This window comes from Nostoc sp. PCC 9305 (assembly GCF_963920915.1).
Lineage (GTDB): Bacteria > Cyanobacteriota > Cyanobacteriia > Cyanobacteriales > Nostocaceae > Nostoc.
Genome location: NZ_CAWUDN010000009.1, coordinates 84,684 through 101,839, shown reverse-complemented (window position 1 = coordinate 101,839; position 17,156 = coordinate 84,684). Strand labels below are relative to the sequence as shown.

The following is a 17,156-nucleotide window of genomic DNA, read 5'->3' as shown; positions in this document are numbered from 1 at the left end:
TTATGTCAACAGTTGCTTTAAGAAATATCCATAAAACCTACGCCGACACAGAGATCATCAAAGGCATCGATCTCGACGTGGGCGATCGCGAATTCGTCGTCTTCGTCGGCCCCTCCGGCTGTGGAAAATCAACCTTACTCCGCATGATTGCTGGACTAGAAGAAATTTCCTCCGGCGATCTACTCATTGATGGACAAAAAGTCAATGATGTGCCACCAGATAAACGTGGTTTAGCAATGGTGTTTCAAACTTATGCCTTATATCCCCACATGACAGTGGCAGAAAATATGGCCTTTAGCCTCCGACTTGCGGGTATGCAGAAAGCCCAGCGTTATGAAAGAGCGCGTGAAGTCGCTCGTATTTTGCAACTAGAGCCACTCTTGAACCGCAAGCCCAAAGAACTATCAGGAGGACAACGGCAACGCGTGGCGATCGGTCGTGCTTTGGTGCGTAATCCCAAAGTATTTTTGTTTGATGAGCCATTATCTAACCTAGATGCTTCATTGCGGGTACAAATGCGGATCGAGCTTGCCAGTTTACACGACACCCTGCAAGCCACGATGATTTATGTTACCCACGATCAAGTTGAGGCAATGACCCTTGCCGACAAAATTGTGGTGTTGCAGGGTGGAATTATAGAACAAATGGGTTCTCCCCTGGAACTGTACCATCATCCCCGCAATCTATTCGTTGCCGGATTTATTGGTTCGCCGAAAATGAACTTTATCTCGGTGACAGTTTCAGCCGTCAATGACTCTGGCGCAACAGTCAGACTCCCTGGTGACGCAACCGTAACGATTCCGGTGAAACCCAAAACCCTCTCAGTTGGGGATAGAGCAACATTAGGGATTCGTCCCGAACATCTGCTGCTGGATCAAAATAACCCAAGCGTGAATGGTGAAGTATTAGTTGTAGAACGATTAGGCGGAGAAACCTTTCTCTACATCAAGATTGCGGGTGGCGAAACCATAGTTGTGCAAACAGACGGAGATAATCCAGCCATTATGCACGATTACGTTCCAATTTACATTAATGGTGAGCTTTGCCATTTATTCGATCGCGACGGTGAAGCCATCCCTAAAGTTCATCGTCACCATCTAACCCAGAATGAATCCCATGAACAGCAATATCAGCACAGACTCAGCAATCAAGCTGAATGAAGCATCTCTGTCTCATTTAGGAAATAACGTTCGCGTACCCAATTACGATCGCCATCAAATCACTAACGGTATTGTCCATATCGGTGTGGGTGGGTTCCATCGCGCACATCAGGCTTTATACCTGGATAATTACTTTCATCAAAATCCCGGTAGTGAATGGGGAATCTGCGGAGTTGGACTACTGGAATTCGACAAACGAATGCGGGATGCACTGAAATCACAAGATTGTTTGTATACCTTAGTTGAAAGATCCCCAGAAGGCGATCGCGCGCGTGTGATTGGAGCAATTACAAAATATTTGTTTGCCCCAGATAATCGCCAAGCTGTAATTGACACCTTAGCAGATTCCAAATGCCGCATCGTTACCCTCACGATTACCGAAGGAGGCTACTACTATATTGAAGGTAGCGGTGAATTCGATGCCAATCACCCGACAATTCAATACGATTTGCAGCATCCTAATGAACCAATTGGAGTATATGGCTTTTTGACAGCAGCCCTCGATCGCCGCCGTCAACAAGGAATCGCACCGTTTACCGTATTGTCCTGCGACAATCTGCAAGGTAACGGCAACATTGCCCGCAAAATGTTAACCGCATTTGCCCAAATGCAAAACCCAGAATTGGGGCATTGGGTTGCCGAACAGGTTGCCTTTCCCAACTGCATGGTCGATCGCATCACCCCCGCCACCACCCCAGCCGATATCAAAATGGTGGCGGAACAGTTTAACATCGATGATGCCTTTCCAGTTGTTGCCGAACCATTTCTTCAGTGGGTAGTCGAAGACAATTTCAGCGCAGGTAGACCTGATTGGGAATCAGTTGGCGTTCAGATGACGAGTGATGTTCATCCTTACGAGATGATGAAAATCCGGCTACTCAACGCCAGTCACTTGTTGATTGGCTATCTCGGCTCCTTGGCAGGTTATACATACGTCCACGAAGTCATGGCTGATCCCTTGATTCGACAAGCCGTCGATCGTTTAATGGCAGAAGTTACGCCCACACTCCAACCTGTACCAGGAATTGATTTAGATAATTATAAAAAGACCTTAATTGAACGCTTTGCCAATCCTAAGATTCGGGATCAACTCCCGCGTCTTTGCTTGAATAGCTCCGCCAAAATGCCAAAATTTGTTTTAGGGTCAGTTCGTGATGCGCTGCAACAAGGAGGGGCAATTGAATATATGAGCCTAACGGTTGCTGCTTGGTTCCGTTACCTCAATGGAAACGATGATCAAGGTAACACCATTCCCATTGATGACCCAATAGCAGGTACTCTGACTCAACTAGCTCATTCCAGTGGCAGCGATGCCAAACCATTACTCAACCTCACTGAGATTTTTGGCGATTTATCGCAATCACCGCTTTTTGTTGATGCAGTTACGAACCATTTACGCCGATTGTATGAGTTTGGAGCAAAAGAAACACTAGCCCAATTCTGACAAAAAATTCCTTTTTAATCTCTTACCTCTGTGTTCTCTGTGCCTCTGTGGTTTAATTTATCGAACCGCAGAGGCACAGAGGGCGCAGAGAGAGAATATAGGGCTTATAAAATAGGAGAGAAAATTGAGCGACATCGTAGTTGGCTTAGACTTGGGTACAGGAGGAGTACGGGCGATCGCAGTTAACCTACAAGGGCAAATTATCGCTCAGTCAACCAGAAGCTATCCTCTATTAACTCCACAACCCGGTTGGACGGAACAGAACTCATCGGATTGGGTGGAAGCGAGTTTGGATGCTCTCTTCGATGTTACTCAAGAGCTAAACGGACATCGTGCGATCGCCCTCGGTTTGTCTGGACAAATGCATGGTATGGTTCCTCTTGATGCGGATGGCAAAGCGATTAGACCGGCAATTTTATGGAACGATCAGCGCACAGGTAAAGCTGTTGCTGAGATTGAAGCGGCTATTCCCCGACAGGAGTTGATCCAGCGCACTGGAAATCCGGCAATCACAGGGTTTCAACTGCCGAAGCTCTTATGGTTGCGGACTGAAGAACCACAAGCATATACTCGGTTATGGCAAATTCTTTTGCCCAAAGATTATCTGGGATATGTGCTAACGGGCGAAGCAGTAACGGAACCATCTGATGCCTCTGGTGTCGGCTGTCTGAACTTAGCAAATCGGCAATGGGATACAGATATTCTCCATACTCTTGATATTAATCCAGCGTTGTTCCCTCCGGTAATCGAATCTACCGCGATCGCTGGACGGTTAAAATCAGAAATAGCCGCCCGCGTAGGATTACCTGTAGGATTACCTGTAATCGCAGGTGGAGGTGATAATGCCGCAGCAGCAATCGGTTTGGGCATCTCATCAAGCAACCTGAGCCGGGGTAGTTTGAGTATTGGCACATCAGGAGTTATCTTTGCACCGTGCGATCGCCCAATTCCCGATCCCGAAGGTCGGGTGCATTTGTTCTGTCATGTCGATGGTGGCTATCATCTGCTGGGAGTGACGCTAGCAGCAGGTGGTTCTCTGCGTTGGTATCGAGATACATTTGCACCGCATATATCCTACACCGAATTGATGGATATGGCAGAGCGATCGCAGCCTGGTGCGCGTGGTGTTCTATTTCTACCCCACCTCGCCGGAGAACGCAGTCCCCACCTCGATCCAGATACTCGCGGTGCTTTGGTGAATTTATCATTAGCTCATACGCAAGCAGATATAACTCGTGCAGTGCTGGAGGGGGTTGCATTTAGCTTGCGAGAAGCATTGGAGGTAATTAGTGCGATCGCTCCTGTTCATCAACTCTTGGCAACTGGTGGAGGCACACGCTCTCACATCTGGTTACGAATTTTGGCAGATGTTTTGCAAACAGAACTCATTGCGCCCAAAGCTGAAGAAGGAGCTGCTTACGGAGCAGCTATTTTGGCAATGGTGGGAATTGGTGTTTATCCCAATTTAGAAGCTGCACTCAATATTTTACCGCAGGCTAGTAATGTAGTACAGCCACAGCCAAATCCTTTATATGAAGAAGGTTTTAAGCGCTATAAGTTACTTTACGATACCTTGAAAGCTGTGCGTTGATAATTAAATTATCTTAAAGTGAGAGTGAATTACCGAAGATTTACGCAAACAAGTGTTGGCAAAACAACAAGCGCTTTTAGTTAGTGGCGATCGCTCTACTTTTATCTTTGGCGTTGCTGAATCAAGGGATAATTCTTGTAGGGTGGGCGACACGAGATCCCTAAAATACAAGGGACGGGCAAGATGCCCATCCCACAAAACTAGCAAAATCATCCCGCAAATATGCAACGCCTTATCTTTATGTATATAAATAAATAAGCTGGTATTTATATTGGTTGAACTTAAAGAAGAATTCAGAAACGATAATTTGTCTCTAACTCTTTCTCCCTGCTCCCTTGCTGCCTATTTGTATCAACATTAAAGGGGAGTAGTACTGATACCACGCACAAAAATATCTACACAGGTTTCGATATAGTCCTCACAGCTATAGCTGCTGGAATTGAATTTTGCACTGCGGCATAGCATTCCAGCTAACAGCATTCCTGTAAACATATCGACAGCCGGAAATGGATCGAGGTCTGCTCTGACACTGCCTCGTTTCTGACTCGATTGCAGGTAAGCTACCAGTTTTTCCCCTAAGGGCTTGGCAGCTTCTTGAATCACTTGTTTAGCTGCCTCTGGATGACGTTTGGCTTCTCCAATGAAGGTACGAATTAAGTCCTCCTGTGTCTCTAGCATAGTATTGTAAAGATGGGCATACTGTTTTAAATCAATTTTGAGATCCTGTGTCCACGCTTCGGGGTGTGCAAGGGCTTCTGTCTGGAGTGCCAAGGCATTTTTCATTACTTCTCCCAGAAGTTGTTCTTTGCTAGCAAAGTGGCGAAATAAAGTCACCTCATTCACACCAGCAACACGAGCTATTTCACGGGTAGTTGCTCCTTGAACACCTAAACTGGCAAATACCTGCAAGGCGGCTTCTATCAAACGTGTACGAGTGAGAGTTGATGAACGGATAGTTTTATGCATTTATGCTGGCAAGTACTTACTTTCATCATAGATTATGTAGAAAAAGTGGTCGTAATTTAGGGAAAATAGTGTTGATGCTAACATTTTTAAAATTATTGAAAATATTTACCTTCTCAAATTGATTTCGGTGCAGTAGCTAATGTTTTACTCATTTTAGTAACTGGAACAAATATCCCACTTCTTAAATAATGAGGTGCTTTTTGAATGGCAGTAAATCCTAGTCGTAAATAAAACCCTTCAGCATAAAGGCTAGCGGTTGTCATTACCTTATCTATACCTTGCTCAGTTGCTTCGTCGCAAAAATGTTGAACTAAAGCACGGCCAATCCCTTTTCCTTGATATTTAGGATGGACATACAACCCGATTAGTTCATCAACAATGAAACTAGCAAAACCTATAACAAAATCTCCCTCGATCGCAACCCAAAAAGATTCTCTTTTCATACTCTTCAAGATATTTGAACCATCAGGTTTGTCGCGGTAATTGCGCCAAGCTAAAAGTTCTTTTTGGGTGTAGAAAGTTGCAGGTAGAGCTTTGATAGCAGCAATATGAATTGCACTCAGCACCCACGCATCTGTTTCTTGGGCAGGTCGAAGAGATATTTTGTTAGCACTCATAGGTTCAGGGCTGGCATTCAGATTACAAGAGGAGGCAGGGGGCACGAGTAAAGAAGTATAAATGAAAACTTTAGTTCTGGGTCATCTACCCAGTTTAAAAAGAAGAATTGTTCTATTTATACCCTTGTTCACGAAAATCTCGATCCAATTGCTCTCCCAACTTGCCCAATAGTATAACTCTTGAAATATAATCTACGGTAATTCTATCGGTCAAAAGTATAATAAGCTCTAATCACCACTAATACTATCGATAAACCGTATATTATGGATAAAGCAATAAAATAACCAACTTCAAAAGACAAATTTTGAAGTAATCAAGCAATATCTTGTGATATTTCGCTACTTTTGTTGTGTTTATTTTGAATATCTTCTCAAAGCTTGTTCCCTTAGAGTATTTAGCAAGCTGGAAGACATCTAGAAAGTTAGAAGGAGTGAATGTGATCAACGCCATACAAATTAATGAAAACTTGACAACAACAGGACAAGTCATACCAAAACAGCTTGAGCAAGCTATTCAAGAGGGTTTTAAGTCCGTTCTCAATCTGCGATCGCCTGATGAACTAGGATTTTCTAAGGATGAGCAAAAAGTAGCGGAAGCATTGGGGCTGTATTATCAAAATGTTCCACTCAAGGTGGATCTCAAAAATTTGAATGAAGAGGTGATTACCAAAATCCTCACGACACTCGAACAAATCCCGAAACCAGCAGTTGTGCATTGTGCCGCCGGAATGCGATCGACTGGAATTGCGCTGTTGAGTATCGCTATCCAGGAAGGATTAACGCCAGAGGAAACCCTCGCAAAAGCAAGACATCTCGGCTTTGGATTCTTTGAACACGCTGGTGTTAGTCCTCGATTGAAGCAATTATTTGTGGACTACGTTAACAAACACGCGAAGGTAGCTTTACCTGCTAGCTGCTCTTAGATGGATGTTAGTTATTTCTAATTGTTATGTCCTAATAGACTAGAAGGCTGCTATACAAATCATTGAAGAAGAATTCAGAATTCAGAATTCAGAATTCAGAATTCGAGATCCTCTCTATCTTTGCGCTGCGCGTAGCTTGTTTCTTTGCAGGGGTAGCGGGGCGTTTAGCCCATTCTGAATCCTGACTTCTGACTCCTGAATTCTCTCTTCTTAAAAATTAAAAACTGCTCTTGCTGAAAGTAGACAAGAGCAGTTTTTAATAGCAAAGCCCAACATAAAAATTTAGGCATCTTCAAGTTCAAATTGAGCCACCGTAACAGCATTAAAAGCGAAAGCTAAAACTAATGGCATCGGCGACTGAAACCAAAAGGTAAAAAGAACAGCTAGGATTGTGCCTGTTACTGCGGATATTGACCACAATCGTTCTTCAAAAGTCAGTCCTTTTTCGGCTTTAATCAATCTGAGAACATGAACTGGAATTGGCTCTGGCATTACCCCACCCGGAGGGAAAGCCCAGAAGTTGTTACGTCGCTCAACAAATAAATCTGTCCAGCCATTTTCTTGGCACCATGCCTCAATCCATTGAAGTGAGTAATGATTCATCATCGGGTTTCGGAGTTCGGTTTGTGGAAGTTGTGTGCTTGGTGAATGTAAACTCTTGGAGATTCCTGAAGAACTAACTAATCGTTATAAAATTAACGCTAATTATCGAGTTTTAAGCTTTGTTAAGCAATTGAGACGCATATAATTACGCTCAAACCTTGCTTTCATTAATTAAAAGACTAACAGTTCATGGGGGCTGTTGAATTTAAAATACAACAAACTTTACTTGAAAAATGGGAAGTCAAGAATTGTAAATAACTCCGTGAGTATTACTGCTCAAAAAAACTTTTTATATCTTGAAAATTTAAATCTCAAAATGAAGAATTGTAAATAAGTCAACAAGCATAGTCCCTTACTTTTCACGGTATCTGAAAAACCTCTCTCTAAATCTCTCTCCTAAAAGGAGAGAGATTTTGAATTTTCCCCCTTCCCGACACGGGAAGGGGGTTAGGTTTTTGTGGACTTTTCCACATAACGTGAAAAGTCAGGCATAGGCCATAGTAAACATTGCTTGATTCAGCTAAATTATTCCTTTCGAGTTAGGAATTTCAAGTTTTATCTTTATCAAGAGCGATAGATTATATTCCCCGTCTCTGTTTTGCTAAAGCTTGCTTGATGTGAGAAATAATTTATACTCAGTCATTGCGATCGCAATTGTATTTAATAAATATTGTTCTGAATATCTAATTTTAGTGCGATCGCCGATTGCCACTCTCTACCTCAAGTAGCAGGGATAATTTTGCTAAAATAAGAACTTTATGCTCTTTTTGCGTTACAAAATATTAAGCAACGGAAATACACGTTTTCCAAGTCAAGTAGTAAGGCTGCGAGTCTTAATTTAGTACGATGCAGTCTTGCTAATATTCAAATGCGGTAATTAAATGCGGCAATTTTACACTAAATTGGCTCTCAATATCTTTTGGCGGCAAACACTAGCATTCCTTCTCGGAATTATTATCTGGTGTGTGGCCGATCCAGCAGTGGCAGTAGACTGGACTCATCCACTGTCATTTAGCAATGCAGAGTTATCAAGACGTGATTTTTCTGGTGAAAGCTTGCAAGCTGCGGAGTTTTCTAACGCCAATATGGAACTGGCTAACTTTTCAAACGCTGACTTACGGGGAGCAGTCATGAGCGCTTCGGTGATGACAAAAGCAAATCTCCACGGAGCGGATTTAACGAATGCAATGGTCGATCAGGTAAACTTGACTAAGGCAGATTTGAGCGATGCAGTTTTCAAAGAAGCTCTTTTGCTCCGCGCCATATTTAATGATGTAAATATAGACGGTGCAGATTTTACAGATGCAATTTTGGATAGAGCGCAAATCAAAGAACTGTGCGAAAAAGCCAGTGGTGTGAATTCCAAAACAGGCGTGCAAACTCGTGATTCTCTAGGATGTCAATGAAGCGTGTTGGTGTAATTGGTGGCGGACAACTAGCCTGGATGATGGCGGATGCAGCAAAGAAGCTAGGAGTAGAATTAATAGTACAAACTCCAAGCGTTCACGACCCGGCCGTGTCAATCGCTCAGGAAACTGTTTTCGCGCCCGTTGATGATGCAAATGCTACAGAAATATTAGCTCAAAAATGCGATGTCATCACCTTTGAAAACGAATTTGTTAACCTGCAAGCTTTATCTGGTTTAGCACAGCAAGGCGTTTATTTCCGTCCCAAATTAGAAGCTTTAGCTCCTCTTTTAGATAAATATCATCAGCGTTGCTATTTACGCGACTTGGGATTACCAGTTCCTCAATTTTTCGCCCTTGACGAGGTGGAAAATCTCAAATCCAAAATCGAATATCTAGGTTTTCCAGCAGTTTTGAAATCCCGCCGTCATGGTTATGACGGTCAAGGTACTTTCATAATTCAGGATTTTGCTACTTTAGAGCAAAAGCTAAGTGATGAAACCACAACACAAACTTTAAATCAATCACTATTCTTGTTAGAAGAATTTGTCCCCTTTGAAAGAGAACTAGCAATAATTGCAGCTCGTTCTGTGGAGGGAGAAATTGTCACTTACCCAGTAGTGGAAACTCAACAAGAACAACAAGTGTGTCGGCGGGTGATTGCGCCAGCCGAGATTACGCCTAATCAAGTAGCAGAAATCCAAGCGATCGCACATACTCTATTAAATAGCCTAGAAGTAGTGGGAATTTTTGGAATTGAGCTATTTCTCAGGGCTGATGGCAAAGTTTTGGTAAATGAAATTGCACCGCGTACCCACAATTCTGGGCATTTTTCTCTTGACGCTTGCGAAACTTCTCAGTTTGAGCAGCATCTTCGAGCCGTTTGTGGTTTACCTTTGGGAAATCCGGCTTTGCAGTGCGCCAGCGCTGTGATGGTCAACCTACTGGGGTATGAAAATTCTCACAGCGACTACCAAAACCAGCGTCAAAAAATAGCAGAAATTCCCCAAGCGCATATTCACTGGTATGGGAAGACAGAATCACGTCCTGGGCGAAAGTTGGGACATGTCACTGTTTTGCTGGATAATCAAAATCAAGAATCGGCGACTGCATACGCCAACGGCATCGCCCACACCATAGAATCTATCTGGTATCCCAGGTAAATAGCTCAGAAAGTTTCGATATTGAACACACAACATCTTTTGAAAAGCTATAATGGGTGAGTTGCACTACGACGTTGGTGACTGCCATCAAGTTTTTTGATCTATGCCTTTAATGACAAGGGAGTCAACTGTTCTCGTGGCAGTATACCGGGCATGTACCCGGAAACTTTAAACGAGGAATTTAGGTTCCCACCTGGATAAACCCAGGTCATAAACTTAGGTAAAACGGCGTCGCGGTGAACTTAAAAATTATTAGCTCCCAAAGTCAGTTAGAACTTGGGAGCTTTAATTATTTAAATCAGTTTAAAGTAAGTGAACTGACAGTAAAGATTGCGATGTTTTTGGGAACCCTATATACTGAGGTCTCAAAAATTAAGCCCTATGGTCAGCATTTCCGGATATCAGGTTAGCAAAGAACTCTACAACGGTTCTCGAACCTTGGTTTATCGTGCTAATCGAGAAACTGACCAAAAATCTGTGGTGATTAAGCTGATGAAAACTGCTTATCCCAGTTTCAGCGAATTGGTACAGTTTCGCAACCAGTTCACCATCGCCAAAAATTTGAATCTACCTGGAATCATCCAAACCTACAGCCTGGAATCCTATCAGAATGGCTATATGTTAGTGATGGAAGACTTTGGGGGAATTTCTCTAAACCAATGGCAAGGGAGAGGAGAGAATAGGAAAATAGGTGAAACACCACAAGCTCTGATTGAGTTTTTACAAATTGCGATCGCACTGTGCAATACATTAGAGCTTCTAATTCGTCATCGGATCATTCACAAAGATATTAAACCCGCTAATATTTTAATTCATCCAGAAACTAAAGAAGTTAAATTAATTGACTTTAGTATTGCATCTCTGTTACCACGAGAAACTCAAAGCCTCATGAGTCCTAATGTACTAGAAGGAACACTTGGCTATTTGTCTCCAGAGCAAACTGGACGAATGAATCGGGGGATTGATTACCGTACTGATTTTTATTCACTGGGTGTAACTTTTTACGAATTACTAACAGGGGAATTACCCTTTCAATCGCACGAGCCGATGGAATTGGTACATTGTCATATTGCCAAACTTCCGCCTTTAGTGCATGAGATTAATCCACAAATTGCGCCTGTACTCTCATTTATTGTTAGCAAACTGATGGCGAAAAATGCCGAAGACCGCTATCAGAGTGCATTTGGGCTGAAATATGATTTAGAAAATTGTTTACACCAGCTAAAAGAAACGGGGGAAATTGCAAGTTTCTCAATTGCTCAACGGGATGTGTGCGATCGCTTTATTATCCCAGAAAAACTCTATGGGCGCGAGCATGAAGTTGAAACTCTGCTGAAAGCATTTGAACGCGTTACCAACAATCAGACGGAACTAATGCTGGTAGCTGGTTTTTCTGGTATTGGTAAAACAGCAATTGTTAACGAGGTTCACAAACCTATTGTCCGGCAAAGGGGCTACTTCATTAAAGGCAAATTTGACCAATTTAATCGGAATATTCCCTTTTCCGCTTTTGTGCAGGCATTTCGAGACTTAATGGGACAATTACTGAGTGAAAGTGATGTCCAATTGTCAACCTGGAAAAATAAAATTTTACAAGTGCTGGGGGATGAGGGGCAAGTCATTCTTGAGGTAATTCCCGAACTAGAACAAATTATTGGTCAACAACCACCTGCAACGGAACTTTCACAGAGCGCAGCCCAGAATCGCTTCAATTTACTCTTTCAAAAGTTCATTCAGATATTCACCACAAAAGAACATCCATTAGTAATTTTCCTCGATGATTTGCAGTGGGCTGATTCTGCATCACTCAAATTGATGCAGTTGTTGATGAGCGAATCAGGAAGTGGCTCTTTACTTTTAATTGGGGCTTATCGAGACAATGAAGTATCTACCGCGCATCAGTTGATGTTGACTTTAGCGGAGATTCGTAAAGCCAATGCGACAATTAACAGTATTACTTTAGCTCCGTTAAGTAAAGCTAGTTTAAATCAATTGGTGGTTGATACCTTGAGTTGTTCGAGTAAAACTGCCCAACCACTAACAGAACTCGTCTATCAAAAAACTCAAGGAAATCCATTTTTTGCAACGCAATTTCTCAAAGCATTATATGAAGATGGACTGATTACTTTTAATTTTGCTCAAGGTTACTGGCAATGCGATATTGCTGCTGTGAAGGCACTTGCCCTTACGGATGATGTGGTAGAATTCGTAGCGCTACAGTTGCAGAAGTTGCCAGATATAACGCAAAATGTGTTGAAATTAGCCGCGTGTATTGGCAACCAGTTTGATTTGCTAACCTTAGCAATTGTTTCTGAACAATCGGAAACCGAAACGGCAGCATCTTTATGGAAAGCTTTGCAAGAAGGGTTAGTTTTACCTACTAGTGAAGTTTATAAATTTTTTCAAGATAATGAGTATAATGCTGACTCAAACCCCTTCAATTATAATTTTCAAATCCCTATCTATAAATTTTTACATGACCGGGTGCAGCAAGCGGCTTACTCTCTAATTCCAGATGAAGAGAAACAATTTACTCATCTTAAAATTGGTCAATTACTCTTGCAAAATACCTCTGAGTCTCAGCAAGAGGAACGAATTTTTGAGATTGTCAGTCAGTTAAATCGAGGAATACAGCTAATTACCCAACCGACTGAACGTCAACAATTAGCTCAGTTAAATCTGAATGCTGGTCGAAAAGCGAAAGAATCTACCGCTTATGGTGCAGCAATTCATTACTTCTATTCTGGAATGCAGCTGCTACCGATTAATAGTTGGGAAATCGCCTACGAACTGACTCGAAATTTATATGAAGAAGCCGCCGAAGCGGCCTTTCTCAACAATGAATTTGAGCAGATGGAATCTCTTATCCAGGTTGTCATCGAACAAACAACCACCTTACTGGATAGAGTGAAAGTTTATGAAGTGCAACTCCAAGCTTATCAGGTGCGGAATCAATCATTCAAAGCGATCGCAACTGGGCGCGAACTTCTGGCTCAACTTGGGGTAACATTACCTGAATCAGTAACACCTCCAGACATTCAGCAATATGTAGTCAACACGCTCTCGACTTTGGCAGCCAGAAGTATTGAGGGCTTAGTTGATTTGCCATTGATGGACGATACCAAAGCTTTGGTTGCTTTGCGGATTATGGCTAGCATTGCTCCCGCCATCCACCAGGCTGCGCCTTATCTGTTCCCCATTATTGCCTGCGAAGAGGTGAATGTATCTCTTAAATACGGCAATGCACCACTTTCTGCACCAGGATATGCAGATTTTGGAATTGTACTTAATATTTGTAACCAAATCGAGTCAGGCTACGAATTTGGCCAGCTAGCTTTAATACTTGTGGATAGATTTAAAGCAAAATCTGTTCAAAGCATGACTCTATTTAAAGTGGCTGCATTGAATCAATATAATAAACAACATCTTCGCACCTCAATTAGTTTATTACAGGAATCCCATAGTCTTGGATTAGAAACAGGCGATTTTTTTCATGTGCTGGCATCGATGATTTTCAAGTTATTCTATGTCTATTTAAGTGGCACAGAAGTTTTGGAAATTCTCTTAGCAGATATCAAAGCCTACAAGTCTAACTTTGCCCAAAATCAGCGCTTATTAAATTGGTCGAATATAATCTGTCAAAGCATTAACAAGTTAACCGAATATAGCGATAATTCAGAGCGCTTCATTTGTGAAGATTATCAAGATGAACAACTATTATCTGCGCTGATCGAAGAGAAGGATGAATTAACACTCCATGTATTTTTACTAAGTAAATTAACACTCAGTTATTTGTTTGGGAATTTTCCGGCAGCAGTTGAAAATGGAAATCAGGGAGAGCAATACCTTAACGGTGGCGCAGGAATGCTATCTGTGCCTGTTTTCTACTATTACGATTCTCTGTCTCGTCTGGCTATCTATGCAACGGCTGAACCATCTCAACAAGAACAATTACTCTTAAAGGTTGGCGAAAACCAGGAAAAATTGCAGTTTCGAGCCAAATTTGCACCGATGAATTTCCAGCACAAATTTGATTTGGTGGAAGCAGAACGGCATCGGGTTCTGGGCGAAAAAATAGCAGCAATAGAATTATACGATCGCGCCATAACTCTAGCGAAAGAAAACCAATATATCCAAGAAGAAGCTTTGAGCAATGAGTTAGCTGCCAAGTTCTATCTCGACTGGGGCAAAGAAAAAATCGCCCAAGTTTATATGCAAGAAGCTTATTACTGCTATGCTCGTTGGGGTGCTAAAGCTAAAACTGAGGACTTAGAAAAACGCTATCCTCAACTCCTGGCTCCCATCTTACAAGGGCAGCATCATCGCTTTCAACTTAGTTCAACCGTCGATGCATCATCATTTCCACATCAAACGATCCACACAAATCTTTCTAGCAGCAGTATTTCGGAAGCCCTCGATTTTGCCACCATCTTTAAAGCCGCACAAGTTCTCTCCAGTGAAATTCAATTAGAGCAATTACTCACTACCCTCTTGCAAGTGGTAATGGAAAATGCTGGAGCGAAAAAAGCTGCCCTACTTGTACTCGAACAGGGCAACTTAGTGGTTAAAGCTGTAGCCACCATCAATGAGGGGGTGACTCTAGTATCTGTACCATTGTCAAGCAGCCAAAACATTCCGATCGCATTGGTAAACTATGTCAAACACAGCTTAAAAACTGTGGTGCTGGATGATGCAACAGTAAAAAACGATTTTATTACTGACCAATATTTGATGCAACAACAGCCCAAAAGTGTGTTGTGTACGCCGATTTTGCGTCATGGCCAATTAATCGGGTTACTATATCTGGAAAATAAGTTGACGATTGGCGCATTTACAAGCGATCGCCTAGAAGTTATCCAACTGCTATGCGCTCAAGCCGCCATCTCTCTAGAAAATGCTCGTCTTTATCAAGAATCTCAAAATTATGCCCATAAACTAGAGCGATCGCTACAAGAACTTGAGCAAGCCCAACTACAAATGGTGCAAAATGAAAAAATGGCGACCTTGGGTAATTTAGTTGCTGGGGTGGCACATGAAATTAATAATCCCATTGGATTTTTGAAAGGCAGCCTTAACAATGCCGAAGAGTATATTCAAGACTTACTCGCCCATATCCAATGCTATCAACAACATCATCCCAATTCTGCGATCGCAGTCATTGAGCATAGTGAAGAAATTGACCTAGAATTCTTGACTGAAGACTTACCAAAGCTAGTAAGTTCGATGAAGGTGGCTTCAGAAAGGATCAAAGATATTAGCATCAGTCTCCGCACCTTCTCTAGAGCTGATACAACCGAAAAAGTTGCTTGTCACCTCCATGAAGGGATTGAGAGTACCCTGTTGATTTTGAAGTATCGCCTCAAAGCTAACGAAAAACGTCCAGCAATTGAAGTCATCACTGAATACGGTAAATTACCACCAGTTAAGTGCTTTTTAGGACAGTTAAATCAAGTATTTATGAACATCCTCGCTAACGCCATTGATGCCTTAGATACTTCCTGCGAGGGGCTTTCTTTTGCCCAAGCGCAAGACAATCATCACCAAATATTGATTCAAACCGAAGTATTCAGTGAGCAAAACATGGTGGCAATTCGCATCAAAGATAACGGTCAAGGGATACCAGAGGAGGTTAGAGCAAGGATCTTCGACCGCCTATTTACAACAAAAGAGGTTGGGAAAGGAACGGGATTGGGACTCGCGATCGCTCGTCAAATTGTCGAAGAAACCCATGATGGGCGGTTGAGTTGCAATTCTGTGCTTGGTGAAGGAACAGAATTTGTCATTGAGATTCCAGTGTTTTAACTAATTTGTGATTTTCCTCTCAATGCATAACGCGTCTAATTTTTCCGTAATGTGGAGAACAGCAATAGCATAATTCTTCAAATCTGTATAATTTGATTCTAAATTAGGTATCGTTCAGAGTTAAGATGACACAATTGCGTCAAATTGTGGTTAAAGCTACAAAAATTGTTAAAACAACTAACTAATACCGTATTTCCAGCCTCAGTCTTCCGACTAGAGAGTGGGTTAACTTTTATTCATCAAGAAATTCCCACCACTCCCGTAGTTGTGGCGGATGTTTGGGTGCGTGCTGGAGCCAGCCTAGAGCCAAAACCGTGGTTTGGCATGGCGCACTTTTTAGAACACATGATTTTTAAAGGTACGGCGACGCTACCCCCTGGAATGTTCGATTCCAAAGTGGAAAACCGGGGTGGCGTGAGTAATGCAGCAACAAGCTATGATTATGCTCATTATTCACTCACCACAGCTGCCCCTTATTTAAAAGATACTCTTCCCTACTTGGGAGAACTACTACTCAATGCGGCAATTCCAGAAGATGAATTTAGCCGAGAACGAGACGTGGTGCTAGAGGAAATTCGCTCATGTCAAGACGATTCTGATTGGATAGGATTTCAAGCTCTAATTCAAAGCATCTATCCGCATCACCCTTACGGACGTTCGGTGTTGGGTACTGAGCAAGAACTGATGCAGCAGTCACCAGAAGCAATGCGCTGTTTTCACCACGCCCACTATCAACCGGAAAACATGACGGTGGTAATTGCTGGAGGTATAGCCCAGGAATCGGCTTTGGAAATGGTAAATCATTCATTTGCTGATTTTGTCGAACGCTCAAATTGTCCGCAGTTGGAGAAAGTAACAAAGCCAGCGATCGCCGGAATTCATCGTCAAGAATTGTGTTTACCACGCATAGAACAAGCGCGATTGTTGATGGCGTGGCTGGTACCCGGAGTAGAAGATATCCGTACTGGCTATGGTTTAGATTTTTTGTCAGTGTTATTGGCAGAAGGGCGGACTTCGCGTTTAGTGCGCGATCTGCGAGAAGATTTGCAATTGGTACAGGGAATTTGCAGTAGTTTTTCTCTACAACGAGAATCAAGTTTATTTACAATTACTGCTTGGTTAGAACCAGAAAATCTGGAGGAAGTTGAGTCTTTAATTTGCGCTCATTTGGATGATTTGCAGACTAAAGGAATTAGCGAACAAGAACTCGCCCGCACACGCAGACTTCTATGTAACGAGTATGCCTTTTCTACCGAAACGCCAAATCAACTGACAGGGCTTTATGGATATTACAATACCATTGCCCAAGCTGAATTAGCTGTGACATATCCCCAGCAGATTCAGTCTTTTAACGCCCAAGAATTGCAAAAACTAGCTAAACAGTATCTATCGCCGGAGAATTATGCGGTTACTGTACTTAAACCATGTTAGTCATTGGTTATTAGTCATTAGTCATTAGCAAAAGACGAATGACAAAGAAC

At 42.3% G+C, this 17,156-nt stretch carries 11 protein-coding genes and 1 other RNA gene; 9 read left to right on the top strand and 3 right to left on the bottom strand.

What is annotated here, in order from left to right; translation table 11 throughout:
* The first annotated feature begins 2 nt into the window (after positions 1–2).
* The 3 genes from ACM0OX_RS05640 to xylB all read left to right on the top strand — a co-directional run bounded on the left by ACM0OX_RS05640 (position 3) and on the right by xylB (position 4,195).
* Entirely contained in the window at positions 3–1,160 is a 1,158-nt protein-coding gene (locus tag ACM0OX_RS05640) for an ABC transporter ATP-binding protein (RefSeq protein WP_414513747.1), read from the top strand.
* Positions 1,117–2,604: a mannitol dehydrogenase family protein gene (locus ACM0OX_RS05635; RefSeq protein ID WP_414513745.1), complete on the top strand. Its 1,488-nt coding sequence runs from the start codon at positions 1,117–1,119 to the stop codon at positions 2,602–2,604. The genes ACM0OX_RS05640 and ACM0OX_RS05635 overlap by 44 nt, the downstream gene beginning before the upstream one ends.
* A 124-nt stretch (positions 2,605–2,728) precedes the next feature.
* Entirely contained in the window at positions 2,729–4,195 is a 1,467-nt protein-coding gene (gene xylB, locus ACM0OX_RS05630; RefSeq protein ID WP_414513743.1) for a xylulokinase, read from the top strand.
* A 357-nt stretch (positions 4,196–4,552) separates the two neighbouring features.
* Here xylB and ACM0OX_RS05625 read toward each other — a convergent pair whose 3' ends face one another.
* Positions 4,553–5,161 carry a TetR/AcrR family transcriptional regulator gene (locus ACM0OX_RS05625; protein ID WP_414513741.1) on the bottom strand — a complete coding sequence of 203 codons (609 nt, stop codon included), beginning with the start codon at positions 5,159–5,161 and terminating at the stop codon, positions 4,553–4,555.
* Between the two features lie 113 nt (positions 5,162–5,274).
* On the bottom strand, positions 5,275–5,778 hold the full coding sequence (locus ACM0OX_RS05620; RefSeq protein ID WP_414513739.1) for a GNAT family N-acetyltransferase: 504 nt from the start codon (positions 5,776–5,778) through the stop codon (positions 5,275–5,277).
* 437 nt (positions 5,779–6,215) lie between these two features.
* Between ACM0OX_RS05620 and ACM0OX_RS05615 the strand changes: the two genes are divergently transcribed.
* Positions 6,216–6,701: a beta-lactamase hydrolase domain-containing protein gene (locus ACM0OX_RS05615; RefSeq protein ID WP_414513787.1), complete on the top strand. Its 486-nt coding sequence runs from the start codon at positions 6,216–6,218 to the stop codon at positions 6,699–6,701.
* 282 nt (positions 6,702–6,983) lie between these two features.
* Here ACM0OX_RS05615 and ACM0OX_RS05610 read toward each other — a convergent pair whose 3' ends face one another.
* A complete protein-coding gene (locus tag ACM0OX_RS05610; protein ID WP_322737361.1) occupies positions 6,984–7,307 on the bottom strand; it encodes a hypothetical protein in 324 nt (107 codons plus the stop codon).
* Positions 7,308–8,185: 878 nt separating this feature from the next.
* On the opposite strand from ACM0OX_RS05610, the gene ACM0OX_RS05605 reads away from it, so the two are divergent.
* The 5 genes from ACM0OX_RS05605 (at position 8,186) to ACM0OX_RS05585 (ending at position 17,106) form a co-directional block, all read left to right on the top strand.
* On the top strand, positions 8,186–8,710 hold the full coding sequence (locus tag ACM0OX_RS05605) for a pentapeptide repeat-containing protein (protein WP_414513736.1): 525 nt from the start codon (positions 8,186–8,188) through the stop codon (positions 8,708–8,710).
* Positions 8,707–9,873 (top strand): 5-(carboxyamino)imidazole ribonucleotide synthase, encoded by a 1,167-nt coding sequence (locus ACM0OX_RS05600; protein WP_414513785.1) that lies wholly within the window; start codon positions 8,707–8,709, stop codon positions 9,871–9,873. The genes ACM0OX_RS05605 and ACM0OX_RS05600 overlap by 4 nt, the downstream gene beginning before the upstream one ends.
* 60 nt (positions 9,874–9,933) lie before the next feature.
* Positions 9,934–10,117, top strand: a non-coding RNA gene (gene ssrS / locus ACM0OX_RS05595) — 6S RNA.
* Positions 10,118–10,254: 137 nt separating this feature from the next.
* Complete coding sequence (locus ACM0OX_RS05590; RefSeq protein WP_414513735.1) at positions 10,255–15,675, top strand: AAA family ATPase; 5,421 nt, start codon at positions 10,255–10,257, stop codon at positions 15,673–15,675.
* Positions 15,676–15,840: 165 nt separating this feature from the next.
* Positions 15,841–17,106, top strand: a complete 1,266-nt coding sequence (locus tag ACM0OX_RS05585) for a M16 family metallopeptidase (protein WP_414513733.1) — start codon at positions 15,841–15,843, stop codon at positions 17,104–17,106.
* Positions 17,107–17,156: the final 50 nt, after the last annotated feature.